This is a genomic window from Fundidesulfovibrio terrae (assembly GCF_022808915.1).
Classification (GTDB): Bacteria; Desulfobacterota; Desulfovibrionia; order Desulfovibrionales; family Desulfovibrionaceae; genus Fundidesulfovibrio; species Fundidesulfovibrio terrae.
Window position 1 is genome coordinate 167,684 of sequence record NZ_JAKZFS010000003.1, and the last position, 14,766, is coordinate 182,449.

The 14,766-nt window shown below is 65.9% G+C and carries 16 protein-coding genes; 15 read left to right on the top strand and 1 reads right to left on the bottom strand.

Annotation, left to right across the window (positions count from 1 at the left end):
• The first annotated feature begins 32 nt into the window (after positions 1–32).
• From ML540_RS11555 to ML540_RS17965, 15 genes are all read left to right on the top strand, one after another.
• Positions 33–380 (top strand): DMT family protein, encoded by a 348-nt coding sequence (locus ML540_RS11555; protein WP_243361202.1) that lies wholly within the window; start codon positions 33–35, stop codon positions 378–380.
• Positions 381–524: 144 nt separating this feature from the next.
• A complete protein-coding gene (locus tag ML540_RS11560; protein WP_243361203.1) occupies positions 525–1,436 on the top strand; it encodes a branched-chain amino acid ABC transporter permease in 912 nt (303 codons plus the stop codon).
• Positions 1,420–2,628 (top strand): ABC transporter permease subunit, encoded by a 1,209-nt coding sequence (locus ML540_RS11565; RefSeq protein WP_243361204.1) that lies wholly within the window; start codon positions 1,420–1,422, stop codon positions 2,626–2,628. The genes ML540_RS11560 and ML540_RS11565 overlap by 17 nt, the downstream gene beginning before the upstream one ends.
• Positions 2,625–3,344 (top strand): ABC transporter ATP-binding protein, encoded by a 720-nt coding sequence (locus ML540_RS11570; protein ID WP_243361205.1) that lies wholly within the window; start codon positions 2,625–2,627, stop codon positions 3,342–3,344. The genes ML540_RS11565 and ML540_RS11570 overlap by 4 nt, the downstream gene beginning before the upstream one ends.
• 132 nt (positions 3,345–3,476) lie before the next feature.
• Positions 3,477–4,316, top strand: coding sequence for a DMT family transporter (locus tag ML540_RS11575; RefSeq protein WP_243361206.1), 840 nt, complete (start codon positions 3,477–3,479; stop codon positions 4,314–4,316).
• A gap of 78 nt (positions 4,317–4,394) precedes the next feature.
• Positions 4,395–5,279: a DMT family transporter gene (locus ML540_RS11580; RefSeq protein WP_243361207.1), complete on the top strand. Its 885-nt coding sequence runs from the start codon at positions 4,395–4,397 to the stop codon at positions 5,277–5,279.
• Between the two features lie 68 nt (positions 5,280–5,347).
• The gene (locus ML540_RS11585) at positions 5,348–5,932 is read left to right on the top strand and encodes a hypothetical protein (RefSeq protein WP_243361208.1); all 585 of its coding nucleotides are present in this window, start codon (positions 5,348–5,350) and stop codon (positions 5,930–5,932) included.
• 151 nt (positions 5,933–6,083) lie between these two features.
• Positions 6,084–6,941 (top strand): DMT family transporter, encoded by an 858-nt coding sequence (locus tag ML540_RS11590; protein WP_243361209.1) that lies wholly within the window; start codon positions 6,084–6,086, stop codon positions 6,939–6,941.
• A complete protein-coding gene (locus ML540_RS11595; RefSeq protein ID WP_243361210.1) occupies positions 6,932–7,645 on the top strand; it encodes an NUDIX hydrolase in 714 nt (237 codons plus the stop codon). The genes ML540_RS11590 and ML540_RS11595 overlap by 10 nt, the downstream gene beginning before the upstream one ends.
• A gap of 131 nt (positions 7,646–7,776) precedes the next feature.
• The gene (locus ML540_RS11600) at positions 7,777–9,057 is read left to right on the top strand and encodes a magnesium transporter (protein ID WP_243361211.1); all 1,281 of its coding nucleotides are present in this window, start codon (positions 7,777–7,779) and stop codon (positions 9,055–9,057) included.
• A gap of 9 nt (positions 9,058–9,066) precedes the next feature.
• Complete coding sequence (locus ML540_RS11605; RefSeq protein ID WP_243361212.1) at positions 9,067–10,353, top strand: Nramp family divalent metal transporter; 1,287 nt, start codon at positions 9,067–9,069, stop codon at positions 10,351–10,353.
• 132 nt (positions 10,354–10,485) lie between these two features.
• Positions 10,486–11,289 (top strand): response regulator, encoded by an 804-nt coding sequence (locus ML540_RS11610; RefSeq protein WP_243361213.1) that lies wholly within the window; start codon positions 10,486–10,488, stop codon positions 11,287–11,289.
• 123 nt (positions 11,290–11,412) lie between these two features.
• Entirely contained in the window at positions 11,413–12,783 is a 1,371-nt protein-coding gene (locus ML540_RS11615; RefSeq protein ID WP_243361215.1) for a protoporphyrinogen/coproporphyrinogen oxidase, read from the top strand.
• A gap of 8 nt (positions 12,784–12,791) precedes the next feature.
• Positions 12,792–13,892, top strand: coding sequence for a M24 family metallopeptidase (locus ML540_RS11620; RefSeq protein ID WP_341482653.1), 1,101 nt, complete (start codon positions 12,792–12,794; stop codon positions 13,890–13,892).
• 52 nt (positions 13,893–13,944) lie between these two features.
• Entirely contained in the window at positions 13,945–14,256 is a 312-nt protein-coding gene (locus tag ML540_RS17965) for a DUF4911 domain-containing protein (protein WP_243361217.1), read from the top strand.
• A gap of 13 nt (positions 14,257–14,269) precedes the next feature.
• Here the strand turns inward: ML540_RS17965 and ML540_RS11630 are convergent, their stop codons facing one another.
• Complete coding sequence (locus ML540_RS11630; RefSeq protein ID WP_243361726.1) at positions 14,270–14,743, bottom strand: EVE domain-containing protein; 474 nt, start codon at positions 14,741–14,743, stop codon at positions 14,270–14,272.
• Positions 14,744–14,766: the final 23 nt, after the last annotated feature.

The following is a 14,766-nucleotide window of genomic DNA, read 5'->3' on the forward strand; positions in this document are numbered from 1 at the left end:
TGCACGAAACCCCAACGCCATATGTGACCGCAATGTTTAACAGAACCATCCTCACGACCGTCGGCCTGCTCACCTTCTCCAACGTGTTCATGACCTTCGCCTGGTACGCGCACTTAAAAAACCTGCACTCGCGCCCCTGGTGGATCGCTGCCCTGTTCTCCTGGGGCATCGCCCTGTTCGAATACATGCTCCAGGTGCCCGCCAACCGCATCGGCTACGGCACGCTCACCCTCCCCCAGCTCAAGATCATGCAGGAGGTGATCACCCTGTCGGTGTTCGCCCCCTTCTCCATCTGGTACATGAACCAGCCCCTGAAGCTCGACCACCTCTGGGCCGGACTGTGCCTGGTGGGGGCGGTGTACTTCATATTCCGCTCATAGGAACGCGAGAGAAAAATAATCCTGCCCAAAGGGTTCGCAGCCTTGACGAAAACGGCTTTCGTCTGCTCAAACAGCAGGTCCCCGAACGAGAGAGGGGGTCTTTTCCCTCAACATTGCAGCAACGAGACGGAACACCCCTGGATCATGGACTTTTTCCTCCAGCAGCTCATCAACGCCGTCACACTGGGGGGCTTTTACGCCCTGATCGCCCTGGGCTACACCATGGTCTACGGCATCATCCAGCTCATCAACTTCGCCCACGGTGAGTTCTTCGCCGCCGGCGGCTACATGGGGGTCATCCTCCTGGCCTGGATGAACAGCCAGGGCTACATGGACTCCCACCCCTGGCTGTGCCTGGGCATCGCTTTCGTGCTGGCCATGGCCTACTGCGCCGTGCTGGCCATGGGCGTGGAAAAGGTGGCCTACAAACCCCTGCGCCGGGCCTCCAAGCTCTCGGTGCTGCTCTCGGCTCTGGGCATGTCGATCTTTTTGCAGAACGGCCTCATGCTCACCCAGGGCGTCTACGACAAGACCTACCCCGGCGTGTACGCCAAGGGGGCCCTGGAGCTCGGCGGCTTCACCTTCACCTACCTGCAGCTCATCGCCATCGCCACCACGGCGCTGCTCATGGTGGGGCTCAACAGGCTGGTCTACAAGACCCGCCTGGGCAAGGCCATGCGCGCCACCGCCCAGGACCGCGTCATGGCCACCCTGGTGGGCATAAGCTCCGACCGCATCATCTCCGTCACCTTCGCCATCGGGGCCGCCCTGGCAGCCGCATCGGGCATCCTCGTGGGCCTCTACTACGGCTCCGTGCGCTACGACATGGGCTTCGTGCCGGGCATAAAAGCCTTCGCCGCCGCGGTGCTCGGCGGCATCGGCTCCATCACCGGGGCCATGCTCGGCGGGCTCATCATCGGCATCACCGAGATCTTCACCGCCGCCTACATCTCGGGCGAATACAAGGACGTGTTCGCCTTCGTGATCCTCATCGCGGTGCTCTACTTCATGCCCACCGGGCTCATGGGTGAGAACATCAATGACACCCGCGTCTAAGTCGCTCATCTCCAAGCTTCTGCTGGCGGCCCTGTGGCTGTTCGTGCTGGTCTGGCCCTTGACCGGCATCACGCCCCAGGGGCTCGAATTCGCCAAGGCCCTGCGCATCGTGGGCGCTGCCATGGCGGGCACGCTTCTGTGCCTGGGAGCCTTGAAACTCAATAAATCCATGAATCTGGGAGTGGGACGCGCGGTTTCGTCCGTCACATCGTCGCTTTCGCGCACGCCCGGCTGGCTGTGGAAGTGGGGGCTCGTCGTTGCGCTGGCGGCCTTCCCCTTCGTATCCTCGCGCTACGGGCAGGACGTGGCCATCAACGTGCTGGTGTACGTGGCCCTGGGCCTGGGCCTGAACATCGTGGTGGGCCTGGCCGGGCTTCTGGACCTGGGCTACATCGCCTTCTACGGCGTGGGGGCCTACACCTACGCATTGCTCTCCATCCACTTCCAGATGTCCTTCTGGCTGGCCCTGCCGCTGTGCGCGCTCTTCGCGGCCACGGCCGGGTGCATCATCGGCTACCCGACGCTTCGCATGCGCGGCGACTACCTGGCCATCGTCACCCTGGGATTCGGAGAGATCCTGCGCCTGGTGCTCAACAACTGGATGGACCTGACCGGCGGCCCCAACGGCCTGCTCGGCATCAAGGCCCCCGTGATCTACCTGCCCGACCCCGAGAAGGGCTGGGAACTCACCCGGACCCTGCTCAAGAGCCCGACGGCCCAGTACTTCCTGATCCTGGCCATCGCCGCCTTCACCGTGCTTGCCGTGCGCCGCCTGGCCGATTCGCGCATCGGCCGCGCCTGGGAGGCCATCCGCGAGGACGAGACGGCCGCATCCATCATGGGTGTGAACACCTTCGCCCTGAAACTCCTGGCCTACGCCATGGGCGCCGTATTCGGCGGCCTGGCCGGAGCGTTCTTCTCAGCCAAGATGCGCTTCGTCTCCCCCGGCTCCTTCACCTTCATCGAGTCGGCCATGGTGCTGGCCATGGTGGTGCTGGGCGGCATGGGCTCCATCCCGGGCATCGTGCTGGGAGCCATCGCGCTCATCGCCCTGCCCGAGGTCTTCCGCGACTTCGAGCACTACCGCATGCTGGTCTTCGGCGCGGCCATGGCCATCATGATGCTCTTCCGCCCCGCCGGGCTCATCCCGGCCAAGCGGGTGGGACGACGCAGCGAGGAGGCCCACTCGTGAGCACTCCCGTACTCGAACTGCGCGAGCTTTCCGCCGGGTGGGGACGCGCCCCGGCCATCCGCGAGGTCTGCCTCACCGTCATGCCCGGCGAGATCGTCACCATCATCGGGGCCAACGGCGCGGGCAAGTCCACCACGCTCATGGCCGTCAGCGGCATCCTGCGCCCCATGTCCGGGCAGGTGTTCTACCAGGGCCAGGACATCGCGGCCATCTCCGCCGAGAAGCTTCCCGCCATGGGACTGTGCCAGGTGCCCGAAGGACGCAGGATATTTCCCCGGCTGACGGTGGCCGAGAACCTGGATATGGGGGCTTATTTCCGGCGTGACAGCGACGCCGTGCGCCGGGACCTGGACCACATCTACAGCCTCTTCCCCCGTCTTTCCGAACGCGCCTCCCAGCACGGCGGCACCCTTTCCGGCGGCGAGCAGCAGATGCTGGCCATCGGCCGGGCGCTCATGGGCAGGCCCAAGCTGCTGCTCCTGGACGAGCCGTCCCTGGGCTTGGCCCCGCTCATCGTGGAGCACATCTTCGCCATCATCAAACGGGTGAACGAAGAGGAAGGCATGACCGTGCTGCTGGTGGAGCAGAACGCCAACCTGGCGCTCAAGCTGGCGCACCGGGGCTACGTCATGGAGACGGGACGCATCGCCATGTCCGGCGCGGGGCAGGAACTCCTGGAGAATCCCGAGATCCGGAAGGCTTACCTGGGCGAATAGCCCGATCCAAGAAAAGCGAAGGCAAAGAGCGAGGAAGAGGGAAAGGCCGGGAGGAATGCCTCCGGCGGCCAAAGGGCCCAGTCCCTTTGGAATCCCCTTTCGCTTCGCGTCCCGCATTGCGAGCGTTACGGCATGACACGCAAAAGCGCGGCAATGGCCCTGGCCATCACCGCAACCCTCTGGTCCATCGGCGGCGTCTTCATCAAGAGCGTGGAGTGGAATCCATTGGCGATTGCGGGAACTCGATCCGGCATCGCGGCGGTGTTTCTGCTGCTGGTGCTCGGCAAGCCGAAGATACGCTTCAGTTGGCCGCTCATCGGCGCGGCCGTGTCCACGGCCTCCTGCATGCTCCTCTTCGTCAGCGCCACCTGTCTGACCACCGCCGCCAACGCCGTGGTGCTCCAATACCTGGCCCCGCTGCACGTGGCCATCCTGGCCCCGAAGTTCCTGGGCGAGCCCACCAAGGGCCGCGACTGGCTGGCCCTGGCCCTGGCCCTGGGCGGGATGACGCTCTTTTTCTGGGACGAGGTTTCGCCGGACGGGCAGTTGGGCATATTTCTGGCCCTGGGATCGAGTCTCGCCTTCGCGGGCATTCCCCTGTGCCTGCGCAAGCTCGGCGACCAGGGCGGCCAGACCGAGGCCGTGCTCCTGGGCAACGCCCTGCTGGCCGTGGTGTGCTCTCCCTTCTACTTCCAGGCCGGGCAGGGCGGTTATCCGGACTTGAAGGGCGTGGGGGCGCTGCTCATCCTGGGAGTCATCCAGACCGGGCTGGCCTATTACATCTACACCAAGGCCGTGCGCCACGTGCGCGCCCTTCCGGCCATGCTCATCCCGGTGATCGAGCCCATCCTGAACCCGGTCTGGGTGTTCCTGTTCATCGGCGAACGCCCATCCAGCCACGCCATCCTCGGCGGGGCCATCGTGCTGGGCGCGGCCACCATGCAGGGCCTCATGGCCGCGAGGTCCAGATGAACGAGGAATTGACCGGTTCGCTTGAGGAGTGTCTGCGGGCGCCGCTTCCGAAACAACTCCCGAAGGCCGGGTGAGGCCATGTCCCTGACCACGGTCAAGCTCTTCGTCACGGCCGTCATCTGGGGCGGAACGTTCATCGCCGGACGCATGCTGGGCCCCGAGTGCTCGCCGTTCACGGCGGCCTTCCTGCGCTTCGTGGCCGCAAGCGCCGTGCTCGTTCCCTACTTCCTCATGACCGAGGGGAGGCCCTCCAGGCTGGACGGCCGCACGCTTCTGCTGGTGGCCGGGCTCGGGGCCACCGGGGTCTTCGCCTACAACGCCTTCTTCCTGTGGGGGCTCAAGTCCGTCCCGGCCGGGCGCGCGGCCATCATCGTGGCCGGAAACCCGGTGTTCATCGCCCTGCTCTCGCGCCTCATCTTCAAGGAACCCCTGACCCGCACCAAGGTCATCGGCGTGGCCCTGTGCCTCACCGGCGCGGCCGTGGTTATCGGCCGGGGCAATCCCCTTGGCCTGTTCGCCGGACATTTGAGCCTGGGCGACATGGCCATCACCGGGGCCATGTTCTCCTGGGTGGCCTATTCGCTTCTGGGCAAGCAGGTCATGGGCAGGATTTCTCCCCTGGCCGCAGTGACTTTCTCCTGCCTGGCCGGAATGTTCATGCTGCTTCCGCCCGCCGTCTCGGAGGGGATGAGCGTCCAGGCGGCGCGGCTCACCTTCTCGGGATGGTCGGCCATCGTCTACCTGGGAGTGCTGGGCACGGCGGTGGGATTCCTCTGGTTTTACCAGGGGATCAAGACCATCGGTGCGTCCAAGGCCGCGGTGTTCATCAACTTCGTGCCCGTGTCCGCCGCCGCCATGGGGGCGCTCATGCTTGGCGAACCCGTGGACGCCTCCATCCTGGCCGGAGGAGCCCTGGTGCTCGCCGGCGTGGCCCTGACCAACCGCCCTGCCCGCCGTCCCTGAACCGGGGGGGGACTTGCCCGTTCCCCATGCGATACTTATATCCTCCTGCGAACAGTTAAGGAGCGATCATGCGCCGGCTCAAACGAACGATCCAGAAAACGACCGCGAGGCTTATCGCCTCCACTTGTGTTTTGGGGCTTCTGGCAGGTCTTGCCTGCGGCCAGGCCCTTGCCCAGAGCAACGCCGACGCACCCGCGGCCAAACCGGCCTCCAAGACCGAACGCGCGGCCCAGTCCCCGGCCCCGTCGAAGGACCGCAAGCGCAAGGCCATCGCCGCGCAGCCGCTCCTGACCGAACAGACCTCCGACGTGGCTTTGCTTGAGCGCCAGAAGCCCGGCAACGGAATCAAGGAAATCGCGCCCGGAGCGGGCCAGGGCAGCACGCAGAGGTCCGGCTCCGCGCGCCTGGCCCCGGAGTTCCGTCCCGCCGTGGACACGTTGACACCTTCCGATTCCATCGCCCGCGAGCCCAAGACCTACGACCGGTTGACGCCCGGCATCTCCGCCATCATCCACCCCGGCAAGGACACCGAAATACAGGGCGTCTTCAATCTTCCCGAGGCAAAGGTGGGGTCCATGCGGCCATACGGCCAGCCCGAGGGCGGGGCCAAGTCCGCCGCGTCCGGCGGCGTCATGCTCAAGAAGAGCTTCTAGCGCCGATACGGGACTCCAAAGGCGCAGCCCTTTGGCCGCCGGAGGCCTCCCCTGCCACCTCGCCACCGCGCTCCAAACCCGACCCCCCCACTCCGCTAAGTATTCGATAGTGCTTCCCTTCCTGCCCCATTGCGGCTAGTAGGGAAACCCCATGTTCACCGGTTACGCCCTCGTGGTCCTGGCAGCCCTCCTGTGGGGCATGATCGGGCCGCTCTCCAAGTACGCCTTCCAGGCCGGGATGCCGCCGGTGGAGGTGGCCTTCTGGCGCGCCATGCTGGCCTGGGTGCTCTACGCCGGGCACGCCGTGGCGCTTCGCCGGGTGGTCATCGGCGGGCGCGACCTGGCCCTGGTGGCCGTGTTCGGCGTGGTGTGCATCTTCGGGCTCTTCGGCAGCTACGTGCTGGCCGTGCAGGAGGGAGGGGCCGCCCTGGCCTCGGTGCTCCTCTACACGGCCCCGGCCTGGGTGGCCCTCATGGCCTGGAAAATCCTCGACGAGCGTCTTACGGCCTCCAAACTCGCGGCCGTGGCCGCCACCATTCTGGGAGTGGCCGGGATCAGCCTGGGAGGCGGCGCGGGCGGGGATTTAAGCACAGGGGCAGTTTTCTTCGGCCTGCTTTCGGGCGTCACCTACGCCCTTTACTACATCTTCGGCAAAGCGGTGCTCGCCCGCCACGCCACCCCCACGGTGTTCCTCTACGCCCTGCCCGTGGGGGCGGCCTGCATGCTGCCCTTCTTCGACTTCGGCCCGCGCCCGCCCTCGGCCTGGATATCCTGCGCGGTCCTGGCCGCCTGCTCCACCTACGGAGCCTATTCGCTCTACTACGCGGGACTGAGGCGCATCGAGGCCAGCCGGGCCGCCGTCATCGCCACCATCGAACCCGTGGTGGCGGCGCTGCTGGCCTTCAGCTTCTTCGGGGAGAGCTTCACGCCGCTCGGCTACGCCGGATCGGGGCTCATCCTGGCCGCCGTGCTCATGACCATCCTGGGAGGCAGACGCGCATGTACGTGACCCATCAGGTTCCTGACGGACTTCGCATCGTGGACATCCTTCCCGCGCCCGCCCCGCCGGAGCACGCCCTGGCCGAGGCCCGGAATCTGTGGGAGGCCGAACTGGCGACGCGCCCGGGTCTCTTCAACGGGCGCATCTTCAGCTTGGGCTCCATCGAGGGCCAGGAAGCCCGGGGCTTCATGGCCGAATACATGTGGTACGTGGCCCAGCTGCGCGCCCCGCACCTGTACGAGCACCTGCGGGTGCGCTCCCTGGCCGTGAGCGGCCTGGTGGTGGCTGGCGGACACGTGCTCTTCGGGCTGCGCAAGCCGGGCCTGGCCGTCGAGGGCGGCTTGTGGGAGCTGGCCCCCTCCGGCACCATCCACGGAGACCTGCGCGACAAGGACGGCTCCCTCTCCTGGCGGGACGTCTTCCGCGAAGAGCTGCGCGAGGAGCTGGGCATCGACGCCCCCGCATCCGAGGCCAGGGCCTTCGTCCTGGTGGAGGACACCGACACCCACATCTGGGAGCTGGGCGTGGCCGTGGAGCTCAAGCTCGACCACCGCGAGGTCCTGGCCGCCTGGGCCAGCCTGGCGCGCTCGGAGCATTCCGAGATGGCCGCCGTGCCCCTGGACGACGTCCCGCGCTTCCACACGTTGCGCAAAGCCCACATGGTGGGCGCGTGCGGACCGCTCCTGCGCGCCTACGGGTTGATCCCCGCCTGACGCTCCCCGCTGTGCGCGAGTCCCTGAGACAATCGCGTGACAACCCGTTGAAACTATTGCCGGACGGTCCCGGTTGCGCTACGCCTTGGGCCTCACGCCCAACCACGGCCGCCTCAGGCGGGGGACACGCCATGAGTTCATCCAACGCGTCGTATTTCGCCAGCAACTTCCTGGGCAAAACCGTCATCGACAAGGCCGGCAAGCCCCTGGGCACCCTGCACGACCTGGCCATGTCCAAGGGCGAGCGTCTGCCCCACATCTCGAGCCTCATCGTCAAACAGGGCAAGGGCATGACCAGCATCCCCTGGGCCGGGGTGGACCTGTTCAACGTCTTCGTCATCGCCGTGGACCTGGACCGCGTGGACGCCGAGCCCTACGATCCCGAGGAGCAAGGCCAGATTCTGGTGCGCCGCGACATCCTGGACAAGCAGATCGTGGACGTGGAGGGCGCGCGCCTGGTGCGGGTCAACGACCTCAAGATCGAGGGCTGCCTGGACGCCCTGTGCGTCACCGCCGTGGACACCGGCGTGCGCGGCCTGGCCCGCAGGCTCCGCCAGGAACGCGTCTGGAGTTTTCTGACCGGGCTCTTCCACCGTCAGCTGCCCCACAAGGAGATCAGCTGGCAGTTCGTGCAGCCCATCGACGACAAGATGACCACCCTGGCCCTCACCGTGACCCGCGACAAGCTGGGCGACATGCACCCGGCCGACCTGGCCGAGATCATCGCCCAGCTGCCCCACGAAGAGGCCGAGAAGATGCTGCTGTCCCTCAACACCGAGACCGCGGGCGAGGCCCTGGCCGAGATGGAGCCCGAGGTGGGCTGCCGCCTTTTGAGCCGCATGGAGAAGGAGCACGCCTCGGACATCCTGGAGGAGATGGCCCCGGACGAGGCCGCCGACGTGCTGGCCGACCTGCCGGACGACACCGCCCAGGAACTGCTCGGCCTCATGGACACCGAGGACGCCGAGAAGGTCCAGGAACTCCTGGAGCACGAGGAGGACACCGCCGGCGGCCTCATGATTAACGAGTTCATCGCCCTGCCCCCGTCCATGTCCGCCGAGGCCGCCCTGGGGCAGGTGCGCGCCAAGGCCCTGGACCTGGAGATGATCTACTACGTCTACGTGCTGGACGACTCCGGCAAGCTCCAGGGCGTGACCAGCCTGCGCGAGATTCTCGGGGCCAAGCCGCTTGAGTCGCTGCAGCAGATCATGTCGGAAAATTTCAAGACCGTGAACGTGGACACCCCGGCCGACGACGTGCTGGAGGTGGTGGAAAAATACGGCCTGTGGGCAGTGCCCGTGCTGGACAAGGACGGCACCATGGCCGGAGTGGTCACGGCCGACGACGTGCTCACCCATTCGCTGCGCTTCGCCCTGCGCTGGAAGCGTTTCCGGGCCAAGCGGCGCTTCTAGGCTTTTCCCATGCCGTTTCGCTTCCTCGCAACCGCCTGGCGCAAGGTCAACCGCCGCAACCTGCTGCTGTTCCTCTCCATCCTGGGGCCGGGCATCATCACCGCCAACGTGGACAACGACGCGGGCGGCATCACCACCTATTCCCTGGCCGGGGCCAACTTCGGCTACAGCCTGCTGTGGATGATGGGCCCCACCATGGCCGCCCTGGTGGTGGTGCAGGAGATGTGCTCGCGCATGGGCGCGGTGACGGGCAAGGGGCTTTCCGACCTCATCCGCGAGCGCTTCGGCGTGGCCGTCACCTTCTACGTGATGATCGCCCTGTACCTGACCAACCTGGGCAACACCGTCTCGGAATTCGCGGGCATCGCGGCCAGCCTGGAGATATTCGGGGTGAGCCGCTACGTGTCCGTGCCCCTGTCCTCGCTTGTGGTGTGGCTGCTCATCGTCAAGGGTTCCTACAAGATCGTCGAGAAGGTCTTCCTGGGGGCTTGCCTGATCTACGTGGCCTACCCCATCGCAGCGTTCATGTCCGGCCCGGACTGGGGCGTGGTGCTAAGGGCCGCAGTGGTGCCGGAGATCCATTGGAAGGGCGAGTACGTCACCATGATGATCGCCGTGGTGGGCACCACCATCGCCCCCTGGATGCAGTTCTACCAGCAGGCGTCCGTGGTGGAGAAGGGCATCACCAAGGAGCACTACGCCTTCGCCCGCCTGGACGTGATCGTGGGGTGCGCCCTGGCCATCGCCGTGGCCTTCTTCATCGTGGCCTCCTGCGCGGCGGCCATCCACCAGCAGGGGCTCTCCATCGAGACCGCAGCCGACGCGGCCCAGGCCCTGGCTCCCGTGGCCGGGCCCTACGCCACCACCCTCTTCGCCCTGGGGCTCTTCAACGCCTCGCTGTTCGCGGCCTGCGTGCTGCCGCTGTCCACGGCCTACTACATCTGCGAGGGCATGGGCTGGGAACTGGGCGTGGACAAGGACTTCACCCAGGCTCCGCAGTTCTTCTGGCTCTTCACCGTAAGCATCATCCTCTCCGCCGTGTGCATCATGATCCCGGGCGCACCGCTCCTGGCCATCATGTACGTCTCCCAGGTGGTCAACGGCGCAGTGCTCCCGGCGGTGCTGGTGCTGATGCTCGTCATCATCAACGACCGGCGCATCATGGGCAGCTTCGTCAACGGCCCCGTGTTCAACGCCGTTGCCTGGTTCACGGTGGTCGTGGTGACTCTCCTGACGCTCCTCATGACCGCGGACATCGTCTCGCCGGGCGTCATGGACAGGCTGATCGGCGGCTGACCGGAAATTGCCCGAACGACCTTCTCCGCCGCGCTCCCTTGACCTGCGCGTGCATAAGATTCATTGTGATTATTGGACACCCCCGCTTCGCCGGAGGTTGTCCAGGCACGCCACAAACGAGAGGGCATCCGGATGCGCCATATCAAGTTCCTGGTAGCCGACGACAGCCTGACTGTCCGCAACCTCATCAGCCACATCGTCAAGTCCCAGTTCGGCGCGGACATCATCCACCTGGCCAAGAACGGCCAGGAGGCCTTCGACATCTTCGAGCGCGAAAAGATCGACTTCGTCATCTCCGACTGGGACATGCCCGTCATGAGCGGCGAGGAGTTCCTCTACAAGGTGCGCAACGAGTCCGGCAACCGGGACGTCCCCTTCCTCATGGTCACCAGCCACGACGAGAAGGACTTCCTGGTCACGGCCATCCAGAATGGAGTGAGCCAGTACATCGTCAAGCCCTTCACTCCCGAGGAGATGGAGCAGAAGATCCTCCAATGCTGGAACGCCGCCTCCAAGCGCAAGGGGCGACGCTACGCCGACCTGCCCCGGCACGTGTTCACGGCCGCCTTCAAGAACGCCGTAGTGGAGGCCTCCCTTGTGGACATCAGCCGGGTGGGGGCGTTGGTGGAACTCAACTACAACGAAGAAATCACCCTGTTCAAGGGCTGCACGGCCAAGATCGCCATAGAGCTTCCCGGGGTGGGCAAGAAGCTGGCCATCGGCCCCATCGCGGCCATGGTGGTGCGCCTGGAGGCCTCGGACAGCCTGCACCCCACTTCGAGGCTGTGTAACATGGCCCTGTATTTCAGCCCCACCCACACCCCCGGCAACGTCCAGGAAAAGCTCGGCCAGCTCATCAAGTGGCTGCACTCGCGCCTGCCGGACGCCGTGCACGACCTGGCCAAAGGGCTGGAAGAAAACGACGACCCGCAATAACCGCCCGCCATTTTTTTGCCTTTCCGGACTTGGCCGACCGACAGCCTTCAGTATTTACAGCCGGTTGCGAAATACGGCCTGAATTTTGCTTCAAACCGCGCGAGTCTTCAGGGAGGAAGAATCGTGCACCACCCCTACATCATCATCGGCGCAGGCCCCACCGGGCTCGGCGCCGCGCGCCGCCTGGGCGAGCTCGGCATCGACAATTTTCTGGTCCTCGAGGCCAACGACTACCCCGGCGGCCTGGCCGCCAGCTTCCAGGACGCCGAGGGCTTCACCTGGGACGTGGGTGGACACGTGGTCTTCTCCCACTACGAATACTTCGACCGCATGCTCGACGAGGCCCTGGACGGCCGCTACCTGGAGCACCAGCGCGAAGCCTGGGTGCGCCTGGCCAAGACCTGGGTTCCCTACCCCTTCCAGAACAACATACGCTACCTGCCCCAGGAACTCGCCTGGCGGTGCGTGCAGGGGCTCCTGCCCGGCAAGCGCCCCTTCGGGGACAACGGCTACAAGCCCGCCAACTTCGATGAATGGATCAGGCACGTCTTCGGCACGGGCATCGCCGACGTGTTCATGCTGCCCTACAACTTCAAGGTGTGGGCCACCCCCCCGGAACTCATGAGCTACAAGTGGATCGGCGAGCGCGTGAGCGTGGTGAACCTGGAAAAGGTGCTCGAGAACATGCTCTTGTCCCTGGACGACGTGTCCTGGGGGCCCAACAACCTCTTCAAGTTCCCGCTCTACGGCGGCACGGGTGAAATCTACCGCCGCGTGGCATCCAAATTTTCCGATCGCATCCGCTACGGCCGAAGCGTCGTGTCCGTCGATCCGGTCAAAAAGGAAGTCCTCTGCCAGACCGGCGAGCGCTTCACCTACGACAACCTGCTCTTCACCGGCCCCCTGGACATCCTGGCCCGCAAGCTCCTGACCAGCGTACCGGACGGGGTGCGCCGGGCCGCCTCCGGCCTCGTGCACAGCGGCGGCTACATCGGCGGCGTGGGCGTGGAGGGCGCAAAGACCGATTCGCGCTGCTGGATGTACTTCCCCGAGTCCGACAACCCCTTCTACCGGGTGACCAACTTCCACCACTACTCCCCCAACAACACGCCCGACCCCGACGGCATGATCACACGCAAGCGCGCCTACATGACCGAGGTGAGCTTCTCCGAGCACAAGCCCGAGCCCCATTCGCACCTGGACAGCGTGGTGGACGGTCTTGTAAACGTGTCGCTCATGTCCGAGAAGGAACGGGACGCCGTCGTCTCCACCTGGGAGATGCGCCTCGACTACTCCTACCCCATCCCCACCCTGGGCCGCGACGCGGCGCTCACGGCCATCCAGCCGTGGCTGGAAACCCAGGGCATCTACGGCCGGGGCCGCTTCGGCGGCTGGAAGTACGAGGTGAGCAACATGGACCACTCCGTCATGCAGGGCGTGGAGTGGGCCGAGCGCATGGTGACCGGCAAGGCCGAAACCACGTACGCCCTCTGAGGTTTTCAGTGTCAGACGCCATCTTTACGCCGGAGGTCTTCGCCGCCCGGCGCGAAAAGCTGCGCGCGCGCATGCGCGATGCGGGATATTCGGCCCTCCTGGTCTCCCACGCCGCCAACCGCTACTACCTGAGCGGCTTCGAGCTCCACGACTCCCAGTGCAACGAGTCCTCCGGGATGCTCCTCGTCACGTCCACCGGGCGCGACAAGCTGCTCACCGACCCGCGCTTCCTGGACGCCGCCAGGCGCCTGTGGCCCGAGGAGGACATCTTCATCTACTCCGGCCACCGCTACGTCCAGATGGGCGAGTTCATCTCCAAGGCGCACGGCGGGCCGCTGGCCTTCGAGAGCCGGGCCATGAGCGTGGACACCTGCGAGCGCCTGCGCGAGCACCTGACGCTCACCCCCACCCAGGGCCTCGTTGAGGACCTGCGCCGCATCAAGGAACCCGCCGAGATCGAACTTCTGGACCGCTCCTGCGCCGTGAACGAACGGGTCATGCGCGCCGCCCCGGACATCCTCGTGCCCGGACGCACCGAGGGCGAGATCGCCTGGAGGCTCGAGCAGCTCTTCCGTGATTTCGGCGCTTCCGAACTGGCCTTCGCTCCCATCGTGGCTGTGGACGGCAATGCCGCCCTGCCCCATGCCGAGCCCGGACGCGACCAGGTGAAGGAAGAAAGCATGGTGCTCATCGACATGGGCGGGCGCTTCGGCGACTACAACTCCGACCAGACCCGCACCTTCTGGGTGGGGAGCCGCGCCCCCGACCACTTCCGCAAGGCCCTGGAACTGACCCAGATGGCCCAGGCCAAGGCCATCGCCGCCATCCGGCCGGGGCTGCCAATCTCCGAGACCTACCGCACCGCGCGGGCCTACTTCGAGGAGTTCGGCGTGGCCGACGCCTTCACCCACGCCCTGGGACACGGCATCGGCCTGGAGACCCACGAGGCCCCAAGCCTCTCCCCCATCGCCGACGGCCTGCTGGAACCCGGCATGGTCATCACCGTGGAGCCCGGCCTGTACTACCCCGAATGGGGCGGCATTCGCTGGGAGCACATGGTGGCCGTCACCGAGGACGGCTGCCGCATCCTGGGCCAGGGCGGCGAGTAGAAACGCCGTGACGCCTGCCGACGAACGCGCTCCCGCCGCGAACCCTCCTTCCGTGCGTCAAGCGAAACGACGCCGGGGCTCACCCCATGGGGACGCCCCGGCTTTCGAGCCCGCGCCGCGCAAGCGCAAGACCCCCTACCGGGCCCCGCAGCGGTCCTCGCGGCTTTACGTGAAGCTCGCATCCGCGGACTTCGCCCTGTTCAAGTTTCTCTTGGAGGCCCACGGCCACCTGGGCATCATGACCGTCATGGACAGGCACGCCGCCGTGGCGAAACTGAGCTATTCGCCCGACTGCGAACGGGAGATGCGGGCGTTTCTGGAAGAGGCCGAGACGAGTGTGGCCTTCGAAGTGATTGATTTTTGAAGGCCGCGTCCAGTCATTGCTGGCCGCCCTGCGCCCCCATCGCGCAGACGATGTCGAACTCTTCCTTGGTGATGGGCATCACCGAAAGCCGTGAACCCTTGCGCAGCAGCTCCATGCCGTTCAGCGCCGTGACATGGCGCATGGCCCCAAGCGGCACGGGGGCGGCGAACTTGCTCACGAACCGCACGTCCACCGCGAACCAGAGGGGCCTTTCCGGGGTGGATTTGGGGTCGAAGTGGTTGTCGGCAGGGTCCCAGGCGGTCTCGTCGGGATATCCGGCCCTGACGACACGCGCGGTGCCCACCGCCGAGGGGCCGGTCCCGCTGTGGTAAAAGACGGCCATGTCGCCCTCGGCCATCTGGTCGCGCAGGAAATTTCGAGCCTGAAAATTCCGCACGCCGCTCCAGCAGGTTGTCTGGCCCGGCTCGGCGGCCAGATCGTCGATGGAGTAGCTTTCCGGTTCCGACTTCAGAAGCCAATAGTTCATTCCCATGACCTCTCTCCTGGCGG

Bases quoted from the DNA above. Each gene is read 5' to 3' on its own strand.
- ML540_RS11590 (WP_243361209.1), top strand. From the start codon at position 6,084: ATGTTCACCGGTTACGCCCTCGTGGTCCTGGCAGCCCTCCTGTGGGGC.
- ML540_RS11610 (WP_243361213.1), top strand. From the start codon at position 10,486: ATGCGCCATATCAAGTTCCTGGTAGCCGACGACAGCCTGACTGTCCGC.
- ML540_RS11555 (WP_243361202.1), top strand. From the start codon at position 33: ATGTTTAACAGAACCATCCTCACGACCGTCGGCCTGCTCACCTTCTCC.
- ML540_RS11575 (WP_243361206.1), top strand. From the start codon at position 3,477: ATGACACGCAAAAGCGCGGCAATGGCCCTGGCCATCACCGCAACCCTC.
- ML540_RS11630 (WP_243361726.1), bottom strand. From the start codon at position 14,743: ATGAACTATTGGCTTCTGAAGTCGGAACCGGAAAGCTACTCCATCGAC.
- ML540_RS11565 (WP_243361204.1), top strand. From the start codon at position 1,420: ATGACACCCGCGTCTAAGTCGCTCATCTCCAAGCTTCTGCTGGCGGCC.
- ML540_RS11585 (WP_243361208.1), top strand. From the start codon at position 5,348: ATGCGCCGGCTCAAACGAACGATCCAGAAAACGACCGCGAGGCTTATC.
- ML540_RS11595 (WP_243361210.1), top strand. From the start codon at position 6,932: ATGTACGTGACCCATCAGGTTCCTGACGGACTTCGCATCGTGGACATC.
- ML540_RS11605 (WP_243361212.1), top strand. From the start codon at position 9,067: ATGCCGTTTCGCTTCCTCGCAACCGCCTGGCGCAAGGTCAACCGCCGC.
- ML540_RS11560 (WP_243361203.1), top strand. From the start codon at position 525: ATGGACTTTTTCCTCCAGCAGCTCATCAACGCCGTCACACTGGGGGGC.
- ML540_RS11580 (WP_243361207.1), top strand. From the start codon at position 4,395: ATGTCCCTGACCACGGTCAAGCTCTTCGTCACGGCCGTCATCTGGGGC.
- ML540_RS11600 (WP_243361211.1), top strand. From the start codon at position 7,777: ATGAGTTCATCCAACGCGTCGTATTTCGCCAGCAACTTCCTGGGCAAA.